Origin of the sequence: Thermaerobacter composti, from assembly GCF_033582035.1 — a bacterium.
Taxonomy (GTDB): Bacteria; Bacillota; Sulfobacillia; order Thermaerobacterales; family Thermaerobacteraceae; genus Thermaerobacter; species Thermaerobacter composti.
Genome location: NZ_CP132508.1, coordinates 2,351,362 through 2,367,023 on the forward strand (window position 1 = coordinate 2,351,362; position 15,662 = coordinate 2,367,023).

General features: G+C 69.1%; 14 protein-coding genes. 3 read left to right on the top strand and 11 right to left on the bottom strand.

The window, feature by feature from the left end:
* The 7 genes from Q5761_RS09575 to Q5761_RS09605 all read right to left on the bottom strand — a co-directional run bounded on the left by Q5761_RS09575 (position 1) and on the right by Q5761_RS09605 (position 6,258).
* Positions 1-756 (bottom strand): DeoR/GlpR family DNA-binding transcription regulator, encoded by a 756-nt coding sequence (locus Q5761_RS09575; protein ID WP_318751646.1) that lies wholly within the window; start codon positions 754-756, stop codon positions 1-3.
* 2 nt (positions 757-758) lie between these two features.
* Positions 759-1,955 (bottom strand): N-acetylglucosamine-6-phosphate deacetylase, encoded by a 1,197-nt coding sequence (nagA, locus tag Q5761_RS09580; RefSeq protein ID WP_318750426.1) that lies wholly within the window; start codon positions 1,953-1,955, stop codon positions 759-761.
* 74 nt (positions 1,956-2,029) lie between these two features.
* Positions 2,030-3,103, bottom strand: a complete 1,074-nt coding sequence (locus Q5761_RS09585; RefSeq protein WP_318750427.1) for an SIS domain-containing protein — start codon at positions 3,101-3,103, stop codon at positions 2,030-2,032.
* A gap of 12 nt (positions 3,104-3,115) precedes the next feature.
* Positions 3,116-3,865 (bottom strand): SIS domain-containing protein, encoded by a 750-nt coding sequence (locus Q5761_RS09590; protein WP_318750428.1) that lies wholly within the window; start codon positions 3,863-3,865, stop codon positions 3,116-3,118.
* Positions 3,866-4,139: 274 nt separating this feature from the next.
* Positions 4,140-5,423 (bottom strand): PTS ascorbate transporter subunit IIC, encoded by a 1,284-nt coding sequence (locus tag Q5761_RS09595; RefSeq protein ID WP_318750429.1) that lies wholly within the window; start codon positions 5,421-5,423, stop codon positions 4,140-4,142.
* Between the two features lie 62 nt (positions 5,424-5,485).
* On the bottom strand, positions 5,486-5,794 hold the full coding sequence (locus tag Q5761_RS09600; RefSeq protein WP_318750430.1) for a PTS sugar transporter subunit IIB: 309 nt from the start codon (positions 5,792-5,794) through the stop codon (positions 5,486-5,488).
* On the bottom strand, positions 5,791-6,258 hold the full coding sequence (locus Q5761_RS09605; RefSeq protein WP_318750431.1) for a PTS sugar transporter subunit IIA: 468 nt from the start codon (positions 6,256-6,258) through the stop codon (positions 5,791-5,793). Before Q5761_RS09605 ends, Q5761_RS09600 begins: the two co-directional genes overlap by 4 nt.
* A gap of 409 nt (positions 6,259-6,667) precedes the next feature.
* Here Q5761_RS09605 and Q5761_RS09610 point away from each other — a divergent pair, with 409 nt between their 5' ends.
* Both Q5761_RS09610 and Q5761_RS09615 read left to right on the top strand, forming a co-directional pair.
* A complete protein-coding gene (locus Q5761_RS09610; protein WP_318750432.1) occupies positions 6,668-7,147 on the top strand; it encodes a universal stress protein in 480 nt (159 codons plus the stop codon).
* A gap of 386 nt (positions 7,148-7,533) precedes the next feature.
* Positions 7,534-9,318 carry a putative ABC transporter permease subunit gene (locus Q5761_RS09615; protein WP_318750433.1) on the top strand — a complete coding sequence of 595 codons (1,785 nt, stop codon included), beginning with the start codon at positions 7,534-7,536 and terminating at the stop codon, positions 9,316-9,318.
* A 91-nt stretch (positions 9,319-9,409) separates the two neighbouring features.
* Here Q5761_RS09615 and Q5761_RS09620 read toward each other — a convergent pair whose 3' ends face one another.
* Genes Q5761_RS09620 through Q5761_RS09635 form a run of 4 tightly spaced genes read right to left on the bottom strand, consistent with a single transcriptional unit; the run spans position 9,410 to position 13,498 of the window.
* A complete protein-coding gene (locus Q5761_RS09620) occupies positions 9,410-10,093 on the bottom strand; it encodes an ABC transporter ATP-binding protein (RefSeq protein ID WP_318750434.1) in 684 nt (227 codons plus the stop codon).
* A 56-nt stretch (positions 10,094-10,149) separates the two neighbouring features.
* Positions 10,150-11,448 carry an efflux RND transporter periplasmic adaptor subunit gene (locus tag Q5761_RS09625; protein ID WP_318750435.1) on the bottom strand — a complete coding sequence of 433 codons (1,299 nt, stop codon included), beginning with the start codon at positions 11,446-11,448 and terminating at the stop codon, positions 10,150-10,152.
* Positions 11,441-12,658: an ABC transporter permease gene (locus tag Q5761_RS09630; protein WP_318750436.1), complete on the bottom strand. Its 1,218-nt coding sequence runs from the start codon at positions 12,656-12,658 to the stop codon at positions 11,441-11,443. The genes Q5761_RS09625 and Q5761_RS09630 overlap by 8 nt, the downstream gene beginning before the upstream one ends.
* A 60-nt stretch (positions 12,659-12,718) precedes the next feature.
* A complete protein-coding gene (locus Q5761_RS09635) occupies positions 12,719-13,498 on the bottom strand; it encodes a YIP1 family protein (protein WP_318750437.1) in 780 nt (259 codons plus the stop codon).
* A gap of 378 nt (positions 13,499-13,876) precedes the next feature.
* On the opposite strand from Q5761_RS09635, the gene Q5761_RS09640 reads away from it, so the two are divergent.
* Positions 13,877-15,643 carry a DUF262 domain-containing protein gene (locus Q5761_RS09640; protein WP_318750438.1) on the top strand — a complete coding sequence of 589 codons (1,767 nt, stop codon included), beginning with the start codon at positions 13,877-13,879 and terminating at the stop codon, positions 15,641-15,643.
* Positions 15,644-15,662: the final 19 nt, after the last annotated feature.

A 15,662-nucleotide genomic window follows, 5' to 3' on the forward strand; every position in this document is an offset into this window, starting at 1 on the left:
TCAGACCCGAATCACTTCGATGCCGTGTTCCTCCAAATCGCGGCAAACGTGCAGGGGCGCATGGTCATCGGTAATCAACGTCCCGATGTCGCTCACCGGTCCGATCACCGCCACGCCGGTGCGCCCCAGCTTGCGGCTGTCTGCCACGACCACGGCATGGCGGGACGCCCGGATCATCGCCGCGTCGACCTGCGCCTCGAAGATGTCGGAGGTCGTGAGGCCATGCCGGGTCGTGATGCCGTCGACCCCGATGAAGGCAAAGTCGGCCGTCAACTGCTGGATGGTCGCCACCGCCGCAGGGCCGATCATCTGATACGAGCCCTGCCGCACCAGACCGCCGCAGATGATCAGCCGGCAGGACTCCCATTCCACGACCTCGGCGGCGATGTTCAACGCCGACGTGATGATGGTGAGTCCCGTACGGTCCCGCAGGTGGCGGACGATCCTGGCCGTTGTGGTCCCGCCGCTCAACATGACGGTGGCGCCATCGGGCACCATGCTGGCCGCGTGCTGGGCGATGCGCTCCTTCTCCTCCGGCGCCTGCTCGGCCCGCTCGCGGAAGGGACGCTCGGCCGCGGCCTCGGGTGCCAGGGACGCCCAACCGTGGTACCTGCGAACCTTCCCCTCATCCGCGAGCTGCGCGAGGTGACGGCGGACGGTGACTTCACTTACCCCCAGCATCTCGCTCAACTCCGCCACCCGCATCCGCTGGTGCCGGTAGAGAAGTTGCAGGATCTCCTCGCGCCGATCCGCCACGCTCAAGGCACGTCGTCCCCTCCCCCAGCCCCCGGCCCGTGGACGAACCGGCCCTCCACCATCGTAGCCCGCACACGGAGCGAGGCGTCGAGCAGCACCAGGTCCGCGTCGTAACCCGGGGCAAGCCGGCCCTTGCGGTGCCCCCAGCCGATCAGGCGGGCCGGCGTGGTGCTGGCCATGGTGACCGCCTCCACGATGGACACACCCATGCAGCGAACGGCATTCCGGACCGCCCGGTCCATGGTCAGCGTGCTGCCCGCCAGGGAACTGCCGTCGGCCAGTTCGGCGCGACCGCCGGCGACCCGGATGCGGAGGCCGCCAAGGTCGTAGCTGCCGTCAGGCAGCCCGGCGGCGGCGATGGCGTCCGTGACCAGCACCGTGCCCCCGGGCCCCTTGACCCGGTAGACCAGGCGGAGGGCCGCCGGATGGACGTGCAGGCCGTCGGCGATCAGCTCGCACGTCAACGCTTCCAGGTCCAGGGCGGCGCCGGCCACGCCGGGCTCGCGATGGTGGAGCCCCCGCATGCCGTTGAAGGTGTGGATCACGTGACTCAGGCCGGCCTCCACCGCCGACGTCACCTGCTCGTAGGTGGCATCCGAATGGCCGGCCGCCACGACCACGCCGGCCTGGGTTGCCCGGCGGATGCACTCCGCCGCTCGCCCACGCTCGGGGGCCAGGGTCAGCAGCTTCAGGTATGGGCCGGCCGCATGCAGCCAGGTCTCCAGCTCCACGGGATCGGGATCCCGCATCCAGCGCGGGTTCTGGGCCCCGCGGCGCGCCGGGTTGAGATAGGGCCCTTCGAGGTGGATGCCCAGCAGGCGGGCACCGCCCGGGTTCGGCGCCTCCGCGGACGCCCGCAAAGCCGTGATGGCGGCCAGCGTATCCCCAGGCGACGCCGTCACGGTGGTGGCCACGAGCCCGGTGGTGCCGTGGCGAGCGTGAAACCGGGCGGCACGCCGGTGCGAGGCGGGGTCGGGCACCATGAAATCGCCCCCGCCTCCGCCGTGCACGTGCAGGTCGACAAAGCCGGGGACCACCCAGCCGCCGCCACAATCCACGACCTGGTCCCGGTCGCTCTGGCCGACCCGGGTCACGTTGTCGATGGCCACGATCCGGCCGTCTTCCACCACGATGCGCGCAGGATCCCGGATACCCTCCGGCGTCACGGCCCGCGCATTGCGCAAGATCCAGCGGGTCACGCGCTCTCACCCGGTTCGAAGAAGTTTTGCTCGCCCCGCCCCCCGTCCGGCGGGGAGGCCCGTCCCGGCATTTCCTACTCGCCGCGGTCGAGCCGGACCACGTGGCTCAGGTGGCGCGGCCGGTCGGGGTCGCGGCCCAGCCGCAGGGTCTCCCAGAGGGCCAGCCACTGCAGGAACGGGGTGTGCAGGGACGCGTACTGGAACTCGGGGAATCCACGCGGGAGTTCCAGCGTGTCGACGCCCGCGGCCGGAGCCACCGTCCCCTCTTCGGCCAGCACCACGGCTTTGCCGCCCAGTTGGGCGACCTCCGCCGCCAGGTCCCGATCGTGCGGAGCCGTGCTCCGGGAGGACAGAAGCACCACGCAGGTGCGCTCGTTCACGATGGACTTGGGCCCGTGCCGGAACTCCAGGGTGACGTAGGCGTCGGCGGGCAGCTGGGTCATTTCCTTCATCTTGAGCATCCCTTCCCGGGCGACCCCGTAGAAAGCCCCCGACCCCAGGAACACATACTGGTCATGCCCCTCTTCCCCGACGACCCGCCGGGCTTCCTCGGCCAGCCTCCCGTGGAGCGCGGCGACCGCTGCGGCCAGTTCCGGCAGCCGGTCCAGGAAGGACGCCCCGGCCGGATCGCCCTGTTCCTGGGCGATCCGAGCGCCCAGCCACTGCAAGGCCAGCAACATGTTCGAAAAGGACTGCGTCATCACGACGCTTTGCTCCTGGACGTGGTCCAGCACGAAACAGGTGTCGGCGAGCCGCGCCAGCTCACTGCCCGGCGTGGTGGTGATACCCAGCACGGGGATTCCCCGCCGCCGCGCCTCGCCGGCCGCTCGCACCACCTCGGTGCTGGCTCCCGAACGGGACAGGGCCACCAGGAAGGGCTGCTTCCACGCCCGGAGGAAGTCGTCGATGAAGAGCCAGGCCTCCGAACCCGTCAGGGCAACGGCCGGCCGGTGGGTGAGAGCCTGGGTCACCGCCGCCCCGTACTGGGCCAGGTGGTGGGAAGTGCCGCACCCGACGAACACCGGTGTACGGTCCGGATCGTGCACCCAGGCCGGCCACGGGGTCGACGACAGCCGTCCCAGCGTCTCCCGCAGCGTGCGGGTCTGAGCGTCAATCTCCTTCTCGGTGTGCGAAGTGCGGGTCGTCACCCGGCCACCTCCTCACGTCCGGTAGTAGTGCACGCGCCCCGCATACCGGGACACGTAGGTCTCGTTGACGTCCGGGCCCTGGTCCAGGTTCGCGCTGACGAAGACAGGGGGCTCGATACCCCGGCGCAGCAGCTCCGCGTTGGCTTCGAGGAACAGGGCGCCCAGGGTGGCCGCGTTGGTGATGGTGGTCACCGGTGCCGCCCGGCGACCGTTGGGCAAGGACACCGCCGCGTCACCCAGGGGCCCGGCATTGTCGATGACGATGTCGGCGATTTCAAAGAGGCGCTTGCCCGACGGGTGCTTCGATGCGACCTGGGTCGTGTAGTCCATGGAGGTGATGGCCACGACGGTCAGTCCCTTGTCCCGCATGCGCAGGGCGACCTCGATGGGGGTCGGGTTGCGGCCCGAGTTGGACAGCACGATGCCGACCTCACCCGGCCGCAGATCGTGGGCGTCCGCCAGCAGCGTCCCGTAACCCGGCAGCTTCTCGAGGGCGCTGGCCCGTGCCGGCCCGTTGTGGGGCCACAGGGCCTGATCGAACAGGGGGCTCACGTAGGCCGGCTGCCCGGCCCGGTACCAGACCTCCTCCACGAGGATCTGGGTGTGGCCGCAGCCGTGCACGTGGACGAGACCACCGGCGGCCACGCAGTCGGCGATGGCGCGGGCGGCCTTCTGCAAGGCCTCTCTCTGGGTGGTCCGGACGCGTTCCAGCCGGGACGTGACCTCCGCAAAATACCGATCCAGCCAGGCAAGACCTTCCATGGCGTTGGCCTCCTTCTCCCTGCGTCCGTCTGCGGGGCCCCACCTTCCCGGAACCCCGTTACCGGGCCCCCGGGCCCGCACTCCACGGGCGCCCGGCGTGGGCCGGCCGTCCGTGGAGGCCGCGGGCGGCTCCGTTCCTCGCGGGCACCTGCCGGCTCAGGGGCACCGGGCCCAGTGCAGCCTGCGCCCGGCGCCCCCGTACCGCTACCCCGCGGTCCGCACGGTGCGGGTACCGCCGGCAGGTCCTCCCCTTCCTCTCCGCGCCTCGGGCCCCTTAGCCGCCGATGCCCGCGAGGCCAAACAGGAACTTCACGACGGCGGCGATCACGATGGCGTCGGGCACCACGAAGCCCACACCCGACGCCCCCAGGGCGTTCAGGTCCCCGAAGAGATGGGTGGCGTAGGCCCAGGACGAGAGGAGGAACCCGGCGAAGGACCAGAAGAACCCGCCGAAGACCGCGCCGCGGCGCCCCGCCAGGGCGTTGCCGAAGATGGCGCCGGTGCCGCTGGCAAAGAAGGCCACGATCATGCTGGGAATGGGCACCGGCAACTTGAGCGCGATGATCAGCGGGATCACCAGCGCCTGCGCCACCGTCCCCGTGATCAACCCGATCATCAGGGAGTTGGGCGCGTACGGGTAGATGACGGGGCAGTCCAGCGCCGGCCGGGCCCCCGGCACCAGGCGCTCGCTGATGCCCTGGAAGGCGGGAACGATCTCGGAGATGAACATGCGCACGCCCTGCATGAGCACCAGCACGCCACCGGTAAAGGTGAGGGCCTGCAAGAGCGCAAAGATGATGTAGTTCTTACCCTGGGACAGCTCCGCCTCCACATAGGACCGGCCCGCGTACAGCGCCGCGATCACGGACACCGCCGTCATGATGAGGGACATGGACACGGCCATGTCCCGCAGGACGGCCCACCGATCGGAGACCCGGATCGACTCGGCGCTGTCCTCGGGGCGGCCGAAGAGACGGGCGATGTGCGCCCCGGCCACCGCCAGGACGGTCTGGCCGTGGCCAAAGGCGATCTGGTCACTGTCCGTGATGCGCCGCACGATGGGCTGAGCCAGCGCCGGGAAGAACGTGGTGTACAAGCCCTGGATGACCGCGCCGATGGCGATGTTGGCGGCACCCTGGATGCCCATGGAATGCAAGAGGATGGCCCACGCCCCGGCATGGATCCAGAGCATGTGTCCGGTGAGGTAGACATACTTCCACGGCGTGACGCGAGCCAGCAAGAGATTGATCAGGAATCCGAAGGCGAGGATCAGGGCGGTCTCGCGCCCCAACTGGGCCGCGACTCCCGCCACGACCAGCTCGTCGAAGGGGACGAATCCCTCAAGCTTGAAAGCGCGGAGCAGCATCTCCTGGATCGGCGTCAGGGCCTGGACGATGATGCCGGCGCCGCCCCCGATGATGACGAAACCGAGCGTCGCCTTGAGCGTCCCGTTCACCACGTCGTTGAGGGACTTCCGTTGCGCCAGGAGGCCGATCAACGCCACCAACCCGATGACCAGCGCCGGCGTGCTGAATAGATCGACGATGAACCGGAGCATCGTACGTCCTCCCCTCTCGGGATCCTGGTCGCCCGGTCCGCTGCCCCGGGCGTGCGGCCGCACTACATCCCGTGCTGACCCCCGTCGTGCTGCAGAGCCTGGAGGACCGGCAGCAGTTTCTGCTCGAGCTCCGCCTTGTCGGTCAGGTTGTCGATGAGGACCAGCCGGGCCGGGGTGCCCGCAAGGTGCCGCTCCAGGTCCCGGGACGTGACCAGCACGTCGGCGGGCTGCCCCTTGACGCTCCCCAGATCCCAGGCGATCACTTCCGCGCGCAACCCGTGCTTGCGCAAGATCCCCTCGACGGCGATCTTGAGCATCAGGCTGGTGCCGAAGCCCATCCCGCACACGGTGACGATCCGCAAGGTGCTCACCCCCTTCCCGCGCCCTCCTCGACCCCCGTCAACGCTCGCCAGGCTTCGTCGGGTGTCGCGGCCGCCCGTACCCGGCGCAGCGTCTCCGGGTTCGAAAGCTGTTCCGCAAGCTGGGCCATGGCCATGACGTGGGCGTCGTGGTTCACGGCGGCCAGGGGGATGACCAGGTCCACCGGATCGTTGGCGCCGTGACCGAACGCGACGGGAACGTCGAGCCGGACGAACGCCATCCCGGTGCGGGACACCCCGTCCTCGGGCCGGGCATGGGGCATGGCGATGCCCGGAGCGATCACCATGTACGGCCCCAGGGTCTCCGCGGTCCGGATCATGGCCTCGACGTACCGGGGGGTCGCGATGCCCCCGGCGACCAGCAGCCGCCCCGCTTCCATGACGGCTTCCCGCCAGTCGCCGGCCCGTACCCCGAGACGGACCAGCTGGGGAGAAAGGATATCCTTGAGTTCCAAATTCGTTCATCCCTTCCCGTGACCCGATCGCTTCTACCGATATTCGATCTTCACACCGCGAGTATTCGGCAGCGGCGACCTAATTCCTTTCGTTCTGTGTTCGAAATTTAATCGCGACCAGCCCGTGGGAACCCCGGCCCTGCCGGGCGAGATACCACCTGTGCCTGATCCTCAGGTCGGAGTTGGCGACCCCACAGCGGGCACTCAGGTTGCTCCCCGACAGTTAAAGTAGAGGCAGGCGCTGCCCGGCACCGTGGCGCGGAAGACGGGACCACGTGGCGGGGCCACGGACTCCGCCGTGCTGCAGGGTGCCGTTACGGGCCCCGGCCAGGTCGGCCGCCGGCCGCGCCCGGCCCGAGAATCCGCAGCGGTGGCCGGCCGGGCACGACGAGGAGATGGGGGTGAGCCGATGTACCGCAAGGTGCTGGTGGCCGCCGATGGCAAGGAAGACGGGATGCGGCTGGCCCGGGCGGCACGGGATCTCTTCGCCGGCCGCACCGGCACCCGCATCACCGTGCTCCACGTGTTGGCACCGCCCGTGCCCCCCGCCCTGAACAATCCCTTCGTTCCCCCCGTAGGGGCCGGCGACGACGTGTTGCTCCTGGGCGAGGCCAACGCACGGGCGGAACTGGAGGAGGCCCGGCAGTGGCTGGCGGAGGCGGGCATCGCGGCCGATGTGGACGTGGCCGTGGGCGCTCCCGGCGAGGAGATCTGCCGCTATGCCCATGCAGGTGGCTACGAGCTGATCATCATGGGGCGCCGGGGCCTGGGCCGGCTGCAGGAGGTCCTCCTCGGTAGCGTCAGCGAGTACGTGTTGCGTCACAGTAAGCTTCCCGTCTTGATCGTGCAGCAGCCGAGGGAGTCTCCGGACCAGGCCGGGGCGAGCTGATTACCAAGGGCGTGGGCGGCACAGACTGCGGCAAGGGACCCGGCCCGACATGGGTTAATCCACACGGCAAGGCCCCACACAGCGTGAGGCATGAGGCACCAGGGGTACGAGGCATGGGCCATGAGGCATTCAGGGGCGGGGCGCGAGAGCGCCCCGCCCCTTTCACGTCCACCGCGATGAGGGTCGAATTGCCCAGCTCCCGAGGAAGGATGCATGACCTCCCCAAGAGGGATGGCCTCTCGGCAGGCCGCGAAGGACAGCACGTGGACAGAAGGAAATCTCTGTATGACCAAGAAAATTTCCATTTCACCCGACCATGACGCGCCCGGAATGCTACAGGATCCGGGCGCCTGACGGCCTCGACCCGTTCCCGGAGCTGAACGACCATGCATCGGAAGCACTGGCGGGAGCCCGAGGACTCGCCCGTCAAGGGGCACCGCGTCGCTCGGGCGGCCGACTGGCGTGCCTGGTGGACCCTGTGCCGGGTGCAAGTCCTGGCGACCCTGCCCATCATCCCCCGTGCCCTGGCCGGTCGGGACAAGGAGCGGGTGGACGGTGAGGAGTGGGGCCTGTTCCTCCTGTCCATCTGCGGGTATGTCCCGGTGCTGGCGTTCATCGGGTGGATCGCTCGGGAGCTTGATGGCGACCTTCGGCTGGCCGGCCAGGGGGAGGCCTTGCTGGCCGTCTTCTTCGTGGCCGCGGCCACCGTAGGGGTCATGATGGGGGTCGAGGCCATCCAGTCGTCCGTGTACGCCGGGAGGGACCTGGCGCTGCTGGCCCGCCTTCCCGTGCCGGCCCGGAGCGTGGTGGCGGCCAAGCTGGCCGCCGCGGCGGTTCACCAGTGGCTGGCGCTCCTGCTGTTCACCCCGTTCCTCATCGTCTATGGCCTGAACGAACAGGGCCTCCACGAACCCGCCCGCTGGCTCTTCTGGCTCAAGGGCCTGCTGGTCTATCTGCTCTTGCCCTTTCCCGGGCTGGGCGTGGCCGCGGTGCTGTCACGGGTGCTGATCCCCGTGCTGGGTCCCGGACGCCGGCGGGAGGGGCTGATGGCCATCGCCGGCCTGATTGCCGTGGGCCTGTCGATGGCCGCCCTTTACGACACGTGGGGCTCGCCCGCGCCCCGCGGGCCGGGCACGCTGGATCCGGTGGCGCGGGCCGCCATCGCCCTGGCAGGGTTCGTCGCCGATTACGTGCCCCCCCTGGCCTGGGCCGCCCGGGCTCTCCGTGCCGGCACGCCGGCCGGCGGCGCCCCGGACCTGGCCCGGCTCGGGCTGACGGCCGTGGCCGGATGGGCGGTGGCGGTAACCCTGTCCGAGGGGGTCTTCCAGAAGGGCCTCACGGCCACGGGGGGAACGTTCCGCGACCGGGCCGTGCCCCTGGCCCCCCGGCACGCGGTCCTCGCTCCGGCCCGCTCGCCCTTCCGGGCGCTGGTCTGGCGGGAAGCGGTCCTCCTGTTGCGGACGCCCGCCTTTTTCAGCTACAGCCTGGTGTCCGCCATCGTGGTCCCCATGGTCCTCCTGGGCCCGGGCCGCTCGACCTCCGTCTTCGAACTCTACAGGGAACCCGCCGGCGCCGGCCTCGTCACGTGGGCACTGGGCGGGAGCGTCCTCACCGCCATCACCATGTGCGTGATGGCGACCTACGGCCTCACCGGTCTCGGAGCCGTCAGCCGGGAAGGCCGGGCCTTCTGGCTCTCCCGCGTCGTCCCCGTCCCTCCTCGCCTGCAGCTTGCTGCCAAGCTGGTCTTCAAAGCCGGGGCCGCACTGGTGGCAAGTGTCCCGGCGGGAATCCTGGCCGGCCTGCAGGCGGGGTGGAACGCCGCAGGGTGGACGGCCTGGCTCCTGGGGACCGGCCTGGCGGTCACCGCCGCCAGCGCCACCGGCCTGGCCCTGGAACTGGAGGCCCCCCGCCTGGACTGGACGAACCCCAAGGAGGCCCACGGTGACCGGCTCCGTCCCCTGCTGGCGCTGCTGGCCAACCTGGCCGGCCTGGGTGGGATGTGGCTGGTAGCCTGGCTGGCCGGGGAGTTGGGGCCCTGGGCGAGAATGGGCGGCGCCCTGGTCTACCTGCTCCTCTCCGCCGGCCTGGCCGTCGCGGGGTTGCTGAACTCCGCGGAATCCAGCTACGCCCGGATCATCCCCCCAATGGCGGTACGGAGCAGGGTTGGGTAGGCGGAGCCGGTGAAGGGTTCCTCCCTCACAAAACCCGGCGTCCGATCCCGCGGCCCCGGGCGGCAAGGGGAGGCAGCCCGCGACCAGCCCGCTACCCCCGCCGCTCGTCCCGCCAGATCCGGCCGTCCCGGAGGTGGAGGATGCGGCGGGCCCGCTCGGCCACGGCCCGGTCGTGGGTGACCAGCAGGATGGTGCTCCCCTGACGATGGAGGGTCTCGAAGAGGGCGAGGATCTCGGCGCCCGAGGCGGTGTCCAGGTTGCCCGTGGGCTCGTCGGCCAGCAGCACCGCCGGCCGGTTGGCCAGGGCCCGGGCGATGGCCACCCGCTGCTGCTGTCCCCCGGACAGCTGGTTAGGGAAGTGCTCCTCCCGGCCTTCCAGGCCCACCCGGCGCAAGAGCTCCCACGCCCGTTCCCTGCGCTCCCGGCGGCCGACGCCCGCGTAGGCCATGGGCAGGGCCACGTTCTCCCAGGCTCGGTAGCGCGGCAGGAGGAAGAAACGCTGGAAGACGAAACCGAACTGCCGGTTGCGCAGCCGGGCCAGCTCGGTCTCGCCGAGCCCCGCCACCTCCCGTCCCATGAACCGGTAGGAACCGGCGGTGGGGCGGTCCAGGCAACCGATGATGTGCATCAGCGTGGATTTCCCTGAACCCGAGGGGCCCATCACCGCGGTGAATTCCCCTTCTTCCACGGTGAGATCCACCCCGTCCAGGGCCCGCACCAGCCCCTGGCCCATCCGGTAGACCTTCTCCACGCCCTTGAGCTCGATCAGCGCCATGTGGAGGCACCGTCCCCTGCCCCGTCCCCGGCCGCCCGTCGTTGCCGTTGCCCGCGTCACTGGCCCGCCGGCGTTCCGGCCCCGCCCGGCCGGCCTCCACCGGGGCCGCCGGTCCCGGTGGAATCGCCGGTTGCCGGGGTGCCTGCCGGTACCCCGGTCGTCGCGGGTGCCGCCCCCTCGCCCACCACGTGCACGGCCTCTCCCGGCCTGAGGCCGGCGGTGGGATCGACGATGACCCAATCTTCCGGTTCCAGGCCCGACCGGACCTCGGCCCATTCCGCGTCGCTCACGCCCAGCTCGACGCGGCGGCGCATCGCGCGACCGTCTTCCACCACCCAGACCTCGGAGCCGTCGTTCCCCACCAGGGCGGCCACAGGCACGGCCAGCACCTGCTGCGCCCGCACCACGATCTCCAGATTGACGGTGTAGCCGGGCTTGAGGGGCGTTCCCCGGGGCAGCGCCACGGTGACGGGCACGCCGGTTTCCTGCCGGCCGGCCAGCCCGCTCCGGGTGACGACCAGATCCCCCACCTGGTCCACCTTCCCTTCCCAGGTCCGCTCCGGGAAGGCATCGCTGCGAATCCGGACTTTCTGCCCCGGCCGAACCCGCACCCCGTCCAGCTCGGAGAGGACGAGATCCACCACCAGTTCGTCCAGCGCCCCCACCGTCACCAGCGGACCGCCCGCCACCGCCTGGAGGTCGCCTCCCGCCTCGTCCGGGGCCGTGACCTGCAGCACGACGCCGTCCAGGTTGCTGCGGACTTCCGCCCGGGCCAGAGCGCGTTCGGCCTGCTCCAGTTGCAATTGGGCCTGCTCCACGCCGAGGTCCGCCAGCTCCAGCTGGAGTTCCGCCTCGTCTTCCGGGACCACGCCGGCACAGGCGGCGCCCTGAGCGCCTTGAGCGCCTTGAGCACCCTGGCCGGGGCCCCCGCGGGCTCCGGCCCCGCGGGCCCCGGCGCGGCGGGCGCACTCCCGCGCCCGCTGCAGCTGGCGCTGGGCCCGCTGGCGCTCCAGCCGGGCCCGTTCCAGCGCCAGCTGCGCCTGGCGAACCTGCGCCTCCAGCTCGTCAGCGGCGTACCGGACCAGCATGTCGCCCTTCTTCACCGCCTGTCCCTGCTGCACGGGGATCGACTCCACCGCCAGGCCCGGCTGCGGCATCACCTGCTGCTGGCGGCGGGGGCTGACGCGCCCGCTGGCGTAGACCACGTCCTCCATGAGCCGCCGCTGGGGGTGGGTCGCCTGCACCGGCCGGCCGGCGGGCTGCCGGGACTTGGTGACCGCCACGTAGATCATGCCTGCGGCCGTCGCCGCCAGCACCAGGTAGGCCAGCAGGAGCCGCAGTAGCCGCCTATTCATAGCGCAGCGCCTCCATAGGATCGAGACGAGCCGCGCGCCTCGCCGGGTAGATGCCGCAGACCACGCCCACGAAGAGCGAGAACAGCACGGCCACCACCACGGTGAGGACCGACACCCGGGGCGGCCACCCGGCCAGGGCGGCGATTCCCCAGGCGAGACCGGTCCCGAGGCCGATCCCTATCACCCCGCCCGTCCCGGTGATCAGCATCGCCTCGATCAGGAATTGGAGCAGGATGTTGCCGCGGGTGGCCCCCAGCGCCATCCGCAGGCCGATCTCACGGGTGCGCTCGGTCACGGAAACCAGCATGATGTTCATCACGCCGACGCCCCCGACGACGAGGGCGATGCCGGCGATGGAGCCGATCACCATGGTAAGGAGGGCGGTCACCTGGCCGATGGCGCCGGCCAGCTCGGACAGGTCGAAGGTGCGGAAGGCCCCGCGCTTGCCCGTCACCCGTTCCAGGTGGGCGATCACGCGCCGGGCCACCGCATCTCTGTCCTGCCCGGCTTCCGGGACCACGGCAAAGAAGGAGAAGGCGGGAGGCTCACCGGTCAGGCCGCGCCAGGTGGAGAGGGGAACATGACCGGCGCCCTGGCGCCCGTTGCCCGCTGCCGGGCCGAGGGTGACGGCAACAGGAGACACCCACGACCGGGTCACCCCGACGACCCGATAGGGGACCCCCTGCAGGCGCACCACCCGCCCCAACACCGCCGCCGGCGCCTCGCTGGGGAACAGGCTTTCCACGGCGATTTCGTCCAGCACGATGACGCGCCGGGCCGCCCGGTCGTCGGCCTCGGACCAGAAGCGCCCGGCTGCGAATTCCAGGGGATCCGTCAGCGGGTAGGCGAAAGTGGTCCCCCTCACCAGGAGATCCACCTCTTCGCCCCGGTACCGGGCCCTGGCCGCCGTCACGGTGGCCGTCACCACCGCCCGGACCCCGGGCAGCCGGCGGACCTGGTCCAAAAGGGGCTCGCGGAGAAGGCTTGCGGGATCGCCGAACTCGCCGAAGTCCGCCGGCATGATCTGCACGGCCTGGGCGTCGGCGGCCTCCAGGGTGGCGGCGATCTGGTGGCGGGCCCCCTCACCGATGGCGACGACGGCGATCACCGCCGCGACGCCGATGACCACCCCCAGCATGGTCAGGAAGGTGCGGAACTTGTGGGCCCAGACGCCCTGCCAGGCCGCGCGGAACGCCTCGCCGAAGCTCAAGGAAGTGCCTCCCTATGGCTGAGGAGGAATACCTGGATGGGCTGCCTCGATGGTCCGTGTCTAACGGGGGATCCCGCCGCCCAACCCGGGGGCGCCCCCGGTCGCTGCCGGCCAGTTCCCGGGTCCGGGCACGAGGCTCCCCAGGGCCGAACCCGCCACGGCCAGCAGCAGCCAGCCTGCCACGGCCACGCCAATCCCCCAGCCCGAGGCACGGCGCGCGGCCGCGGCCAGGCCGATCCCCAGAAGAACCTTGCTCCACAGGCCGAACAGCTCGATGCGCTGGGCCAGACCGGCCAGGAACGCCCCGGTCCCGGCGGGGATCAGGACCCTGAGACTGGTCGGCCAAGCCCCGGGCGTCGCCATGGGGTCATAAGCGCCCGATACCACCAGCAGCGTGAAGACCAGCGTCCCGAAGACATGCGGGAGGTAGGCATAGGTAGCGAGGGAAAACAACTGCGCGAAGGGCAGCCGCTGGCGGACGATCATCGCGAGCACCCACACCACGAAGGCGGTCACCAGCACCTGAAAGAACGGCCCAGAGAAACCCACCACGATCCCGGTTGCCAGGGACACCAACCGGACGAATTGCACCACGCTACCGGTCCCACCCGCCGGCAGCCCGGCCTGCTGCGATAGATCCCCCGCCTGCGCGGCGAGCGCCTCCGCTATGACAGCGGCGACGAGCCCTTGCGTCACAGCGCCGATCAAGCTGAAGAGGAGGAGCGGGACGAACCACGGCTGCCTGGCCGGGAACGATGCGAAGGTCGCCCCCGGGCTCGCCAGCATGCCGCCAAGGGCCCGCAGGAGGGGCACGGGGCGCCGTTCGTCTCGCTGTTCCACGGAAACCCCCCCCATCCCCGTTGGCCTTTCCAGTTTAATTCCAGGGGCGGCGGAAACATCCTCCTGAGAAGCGGCGGGACTTGCCTCCCTCCGCCGTCGTTTCCTGGCGCTATCGGCCCCTCCTGCGATGCCGACGTGGCCTTCCCTTCATCCCCAGAGTCACCGGGACGAATCTCGTGAGAACCGCCCCTGGAAGAACAGAGCCACGAAGCGGACGAACCGCCCGTCCCGTTCGGCTCACACCGGCCCGGGATTTCGGCGAATGCAGGTAAGGCTGGTGGTGCTGGCGATGACGGGCGTGGTATCCTGAGGTAATGCGAACGCGGTACGTTTCCTCCAGGAGCAAATGGAACTTCGGTAACCATGGGAGGAACGTGGATGGCGCAGGTTCTATTCCGAAAAGTCGACTATCCCCTCAGCAAGCTCGTCGAAGACATCCACGTTGGAGAAATCGCACTGCCTGACATCCAGCGGCCCTTCGTCTGGTCGAATGCCAAGGTACGCGACCTCTTCGACTCGATGTACCGCGGCTATCCGATCGGCTACCTCCTATTCTGGGAAAACGGTTTGGCTGGCGAATATCGTAAAATCGGCACCAATCAGAAGCAAAAAGCTCCGCGGCTCTTGGTTGTCGACGGGCAACAACGCTTGACGTCCCTGTACGCCGTGATGAAAGGGGTACCGGTGCGAAGGAAGGACCAGACGGCGGACCGCATTCGCATTGCCTTTCATCCTCGCACAGCGAGGTTCGAGGTAACCAATACGGCAATCGAGCGCGATCCAGAATGGATCCCGGACATCAGCGAACTCTGGGCAGGCGAGATCTCTCGGGGCAAATTCGTGCAAAGATTCATGGCGCGCTTGCGCCAGGCACGCGATGTCTCCGAGGCTGACGAGGATCGCATGATCGAGAACATCGACCAGCTCTACGAGCTGAAGGACTACCCGTTGACGGCATTAGAACTGTCCCAAAGTGTCGACGAGGACCAGGTCGCCGACATCTTCGTTCGCATCAACAGCCAGGGCAAGGCCCTCAATCAAGCCGACTTCATCCTCACTCTCATGTCTGTCTTCTGGGACGAAGGCCGCACCCAGCTGGAGGAATTCTGTCGTGCAGCCCAGCACCCCCCTGCAGGCAACTCCCCGTCACCCTACAACCCCTTGTTCCAACCCTTTCCCGACCAATTACTGCGGGTCAGCGTGGCGCTGGGCTTCCGACGTGCCCGCCTGGAGTATGTCTACTCGTTGCTGCGAGGGAAGGATCTAGAGACGAAGCAGTTTTCCGAAGAGCGCCGTGACCGGCAGTTCTCAATCCTTCGTGATGCCCAGGAATACGCCCTGGACATTCAGAACTGGCACGACTTTCTCAAGGTCCTCGTCCGTAGCGGATACCGCCACCGGAGCCTGATCTCCTCGCAAAACGCTGTGCTCTATAGCTACGCCATGTATCTCATCGGGAAACGGGACTTCGGAGTCGATCCTTACACCCTCCGTGAAACGATCGCTCGGTGGTTCTTCATGGTGTCGCTTACGGGCCGGTATACGGGCTCGACTGAATCAACGATGGAAGAGGACCTGGCGCTCCTTCGGGGCCTGCGCACGCCGGAGGAATTCGTCGCAGCATTAGACCGGGAGATCGATTCTGTCCTTACCCCTGACTACTGGCACATCACATTGCCCAATGAGCTGGCCTCGGCCTCCGCACAAAGCCCGGCCATGTCCGCCTTCTTTGCGGCGCTATGCCTGCTGGACGCGCCAGCGTTGTACTCTCAGATGAAGGTGACCGAACTGCTAGATCCCGCGACGAAGGGTAAGAAGTCGGCATTAGAGCGGCACCACCTCTTCCCGAGGAAATACCTCGAGAAGATTGGCGTACGCGAGCGACGAGAGATCAACCAGGTGGCGAACTTTGCTCTCATCGAATGGAGCGACAACATCACGATTTCTGATAAGCCGCCGGCGGAATACGTGCCAAGAATCGAGGCGAGATTCTCCCCCGAAGAGCTGCGTCAGATGTACACGTGGCACGCCCTGCCGGAACGATGGTACGAGATGGATTACCATGACTTCTTACAAGAGCGACGCAAGCTCATCGCGGCGGTCATCCGGCAGGGCTTTGAAAGGCTCAAGACCCCGCGAGCCTGACACCCCGCGATCGTGATGT

What these genes read in the sequence shown, in the direction of transcription:
- Q5761_RS09615 (WP_318750433.1), top strand. Translation starts at nt 7,534, where the DNA reads ATGCATCGGAAGCACTGGCGGGAGCCCGAGGACTCGCCCGTCAAGGGG.
- Q5761_RS09625 (WP_318750435.1), bottom strand. Translation starts at nt 11,448, where the DNA reads ATGAATAGGCGGCTACTGCGGCTCCTGCTGGCCTACCTGGTGCTGGCG.
- Q5761_RS09640 (WP_318750438.1), top strand. Translation starts at nt 13,877, where the DNA reads ATGGCGCAGGTTCTATTCCGAAAAGTCGACTATCCCCTCAGCAAGCTC.
- Q5761_RS09610 (WP_318750432.1), top strand. Translation starts at nt 6,668, where the DNA reads ATGTACCGCAAGGTGCTGGTGGCCGCCGATGGCAAGGAAGACGGGATG.
- Q5761_RS09595 (WP_318750429.1), bottom strand. Translation starts at nt 5,423, where the DNA reads ATGCTCCGGTTCATCGTCGATCTATTCAGCACGCCGGCGCTGGTCATC.
- Q5761_RS09620 (WP_318750434.1), bottom strand. Translation starts at nt 10,093, where the DNA reads ATGGCGCTGATCGAGCTCAAGGGCGTGGAGAAGGTCTACCGGATGGGC.
- Q5761_RS09590 (WP_318750428.1), bottom strand. Translation starts at nt 3,865, where the DNA reads ATGGAAGGTCTTGCCTGGCTGGATCGGTATTTTGCGGAGGTCACGTCC.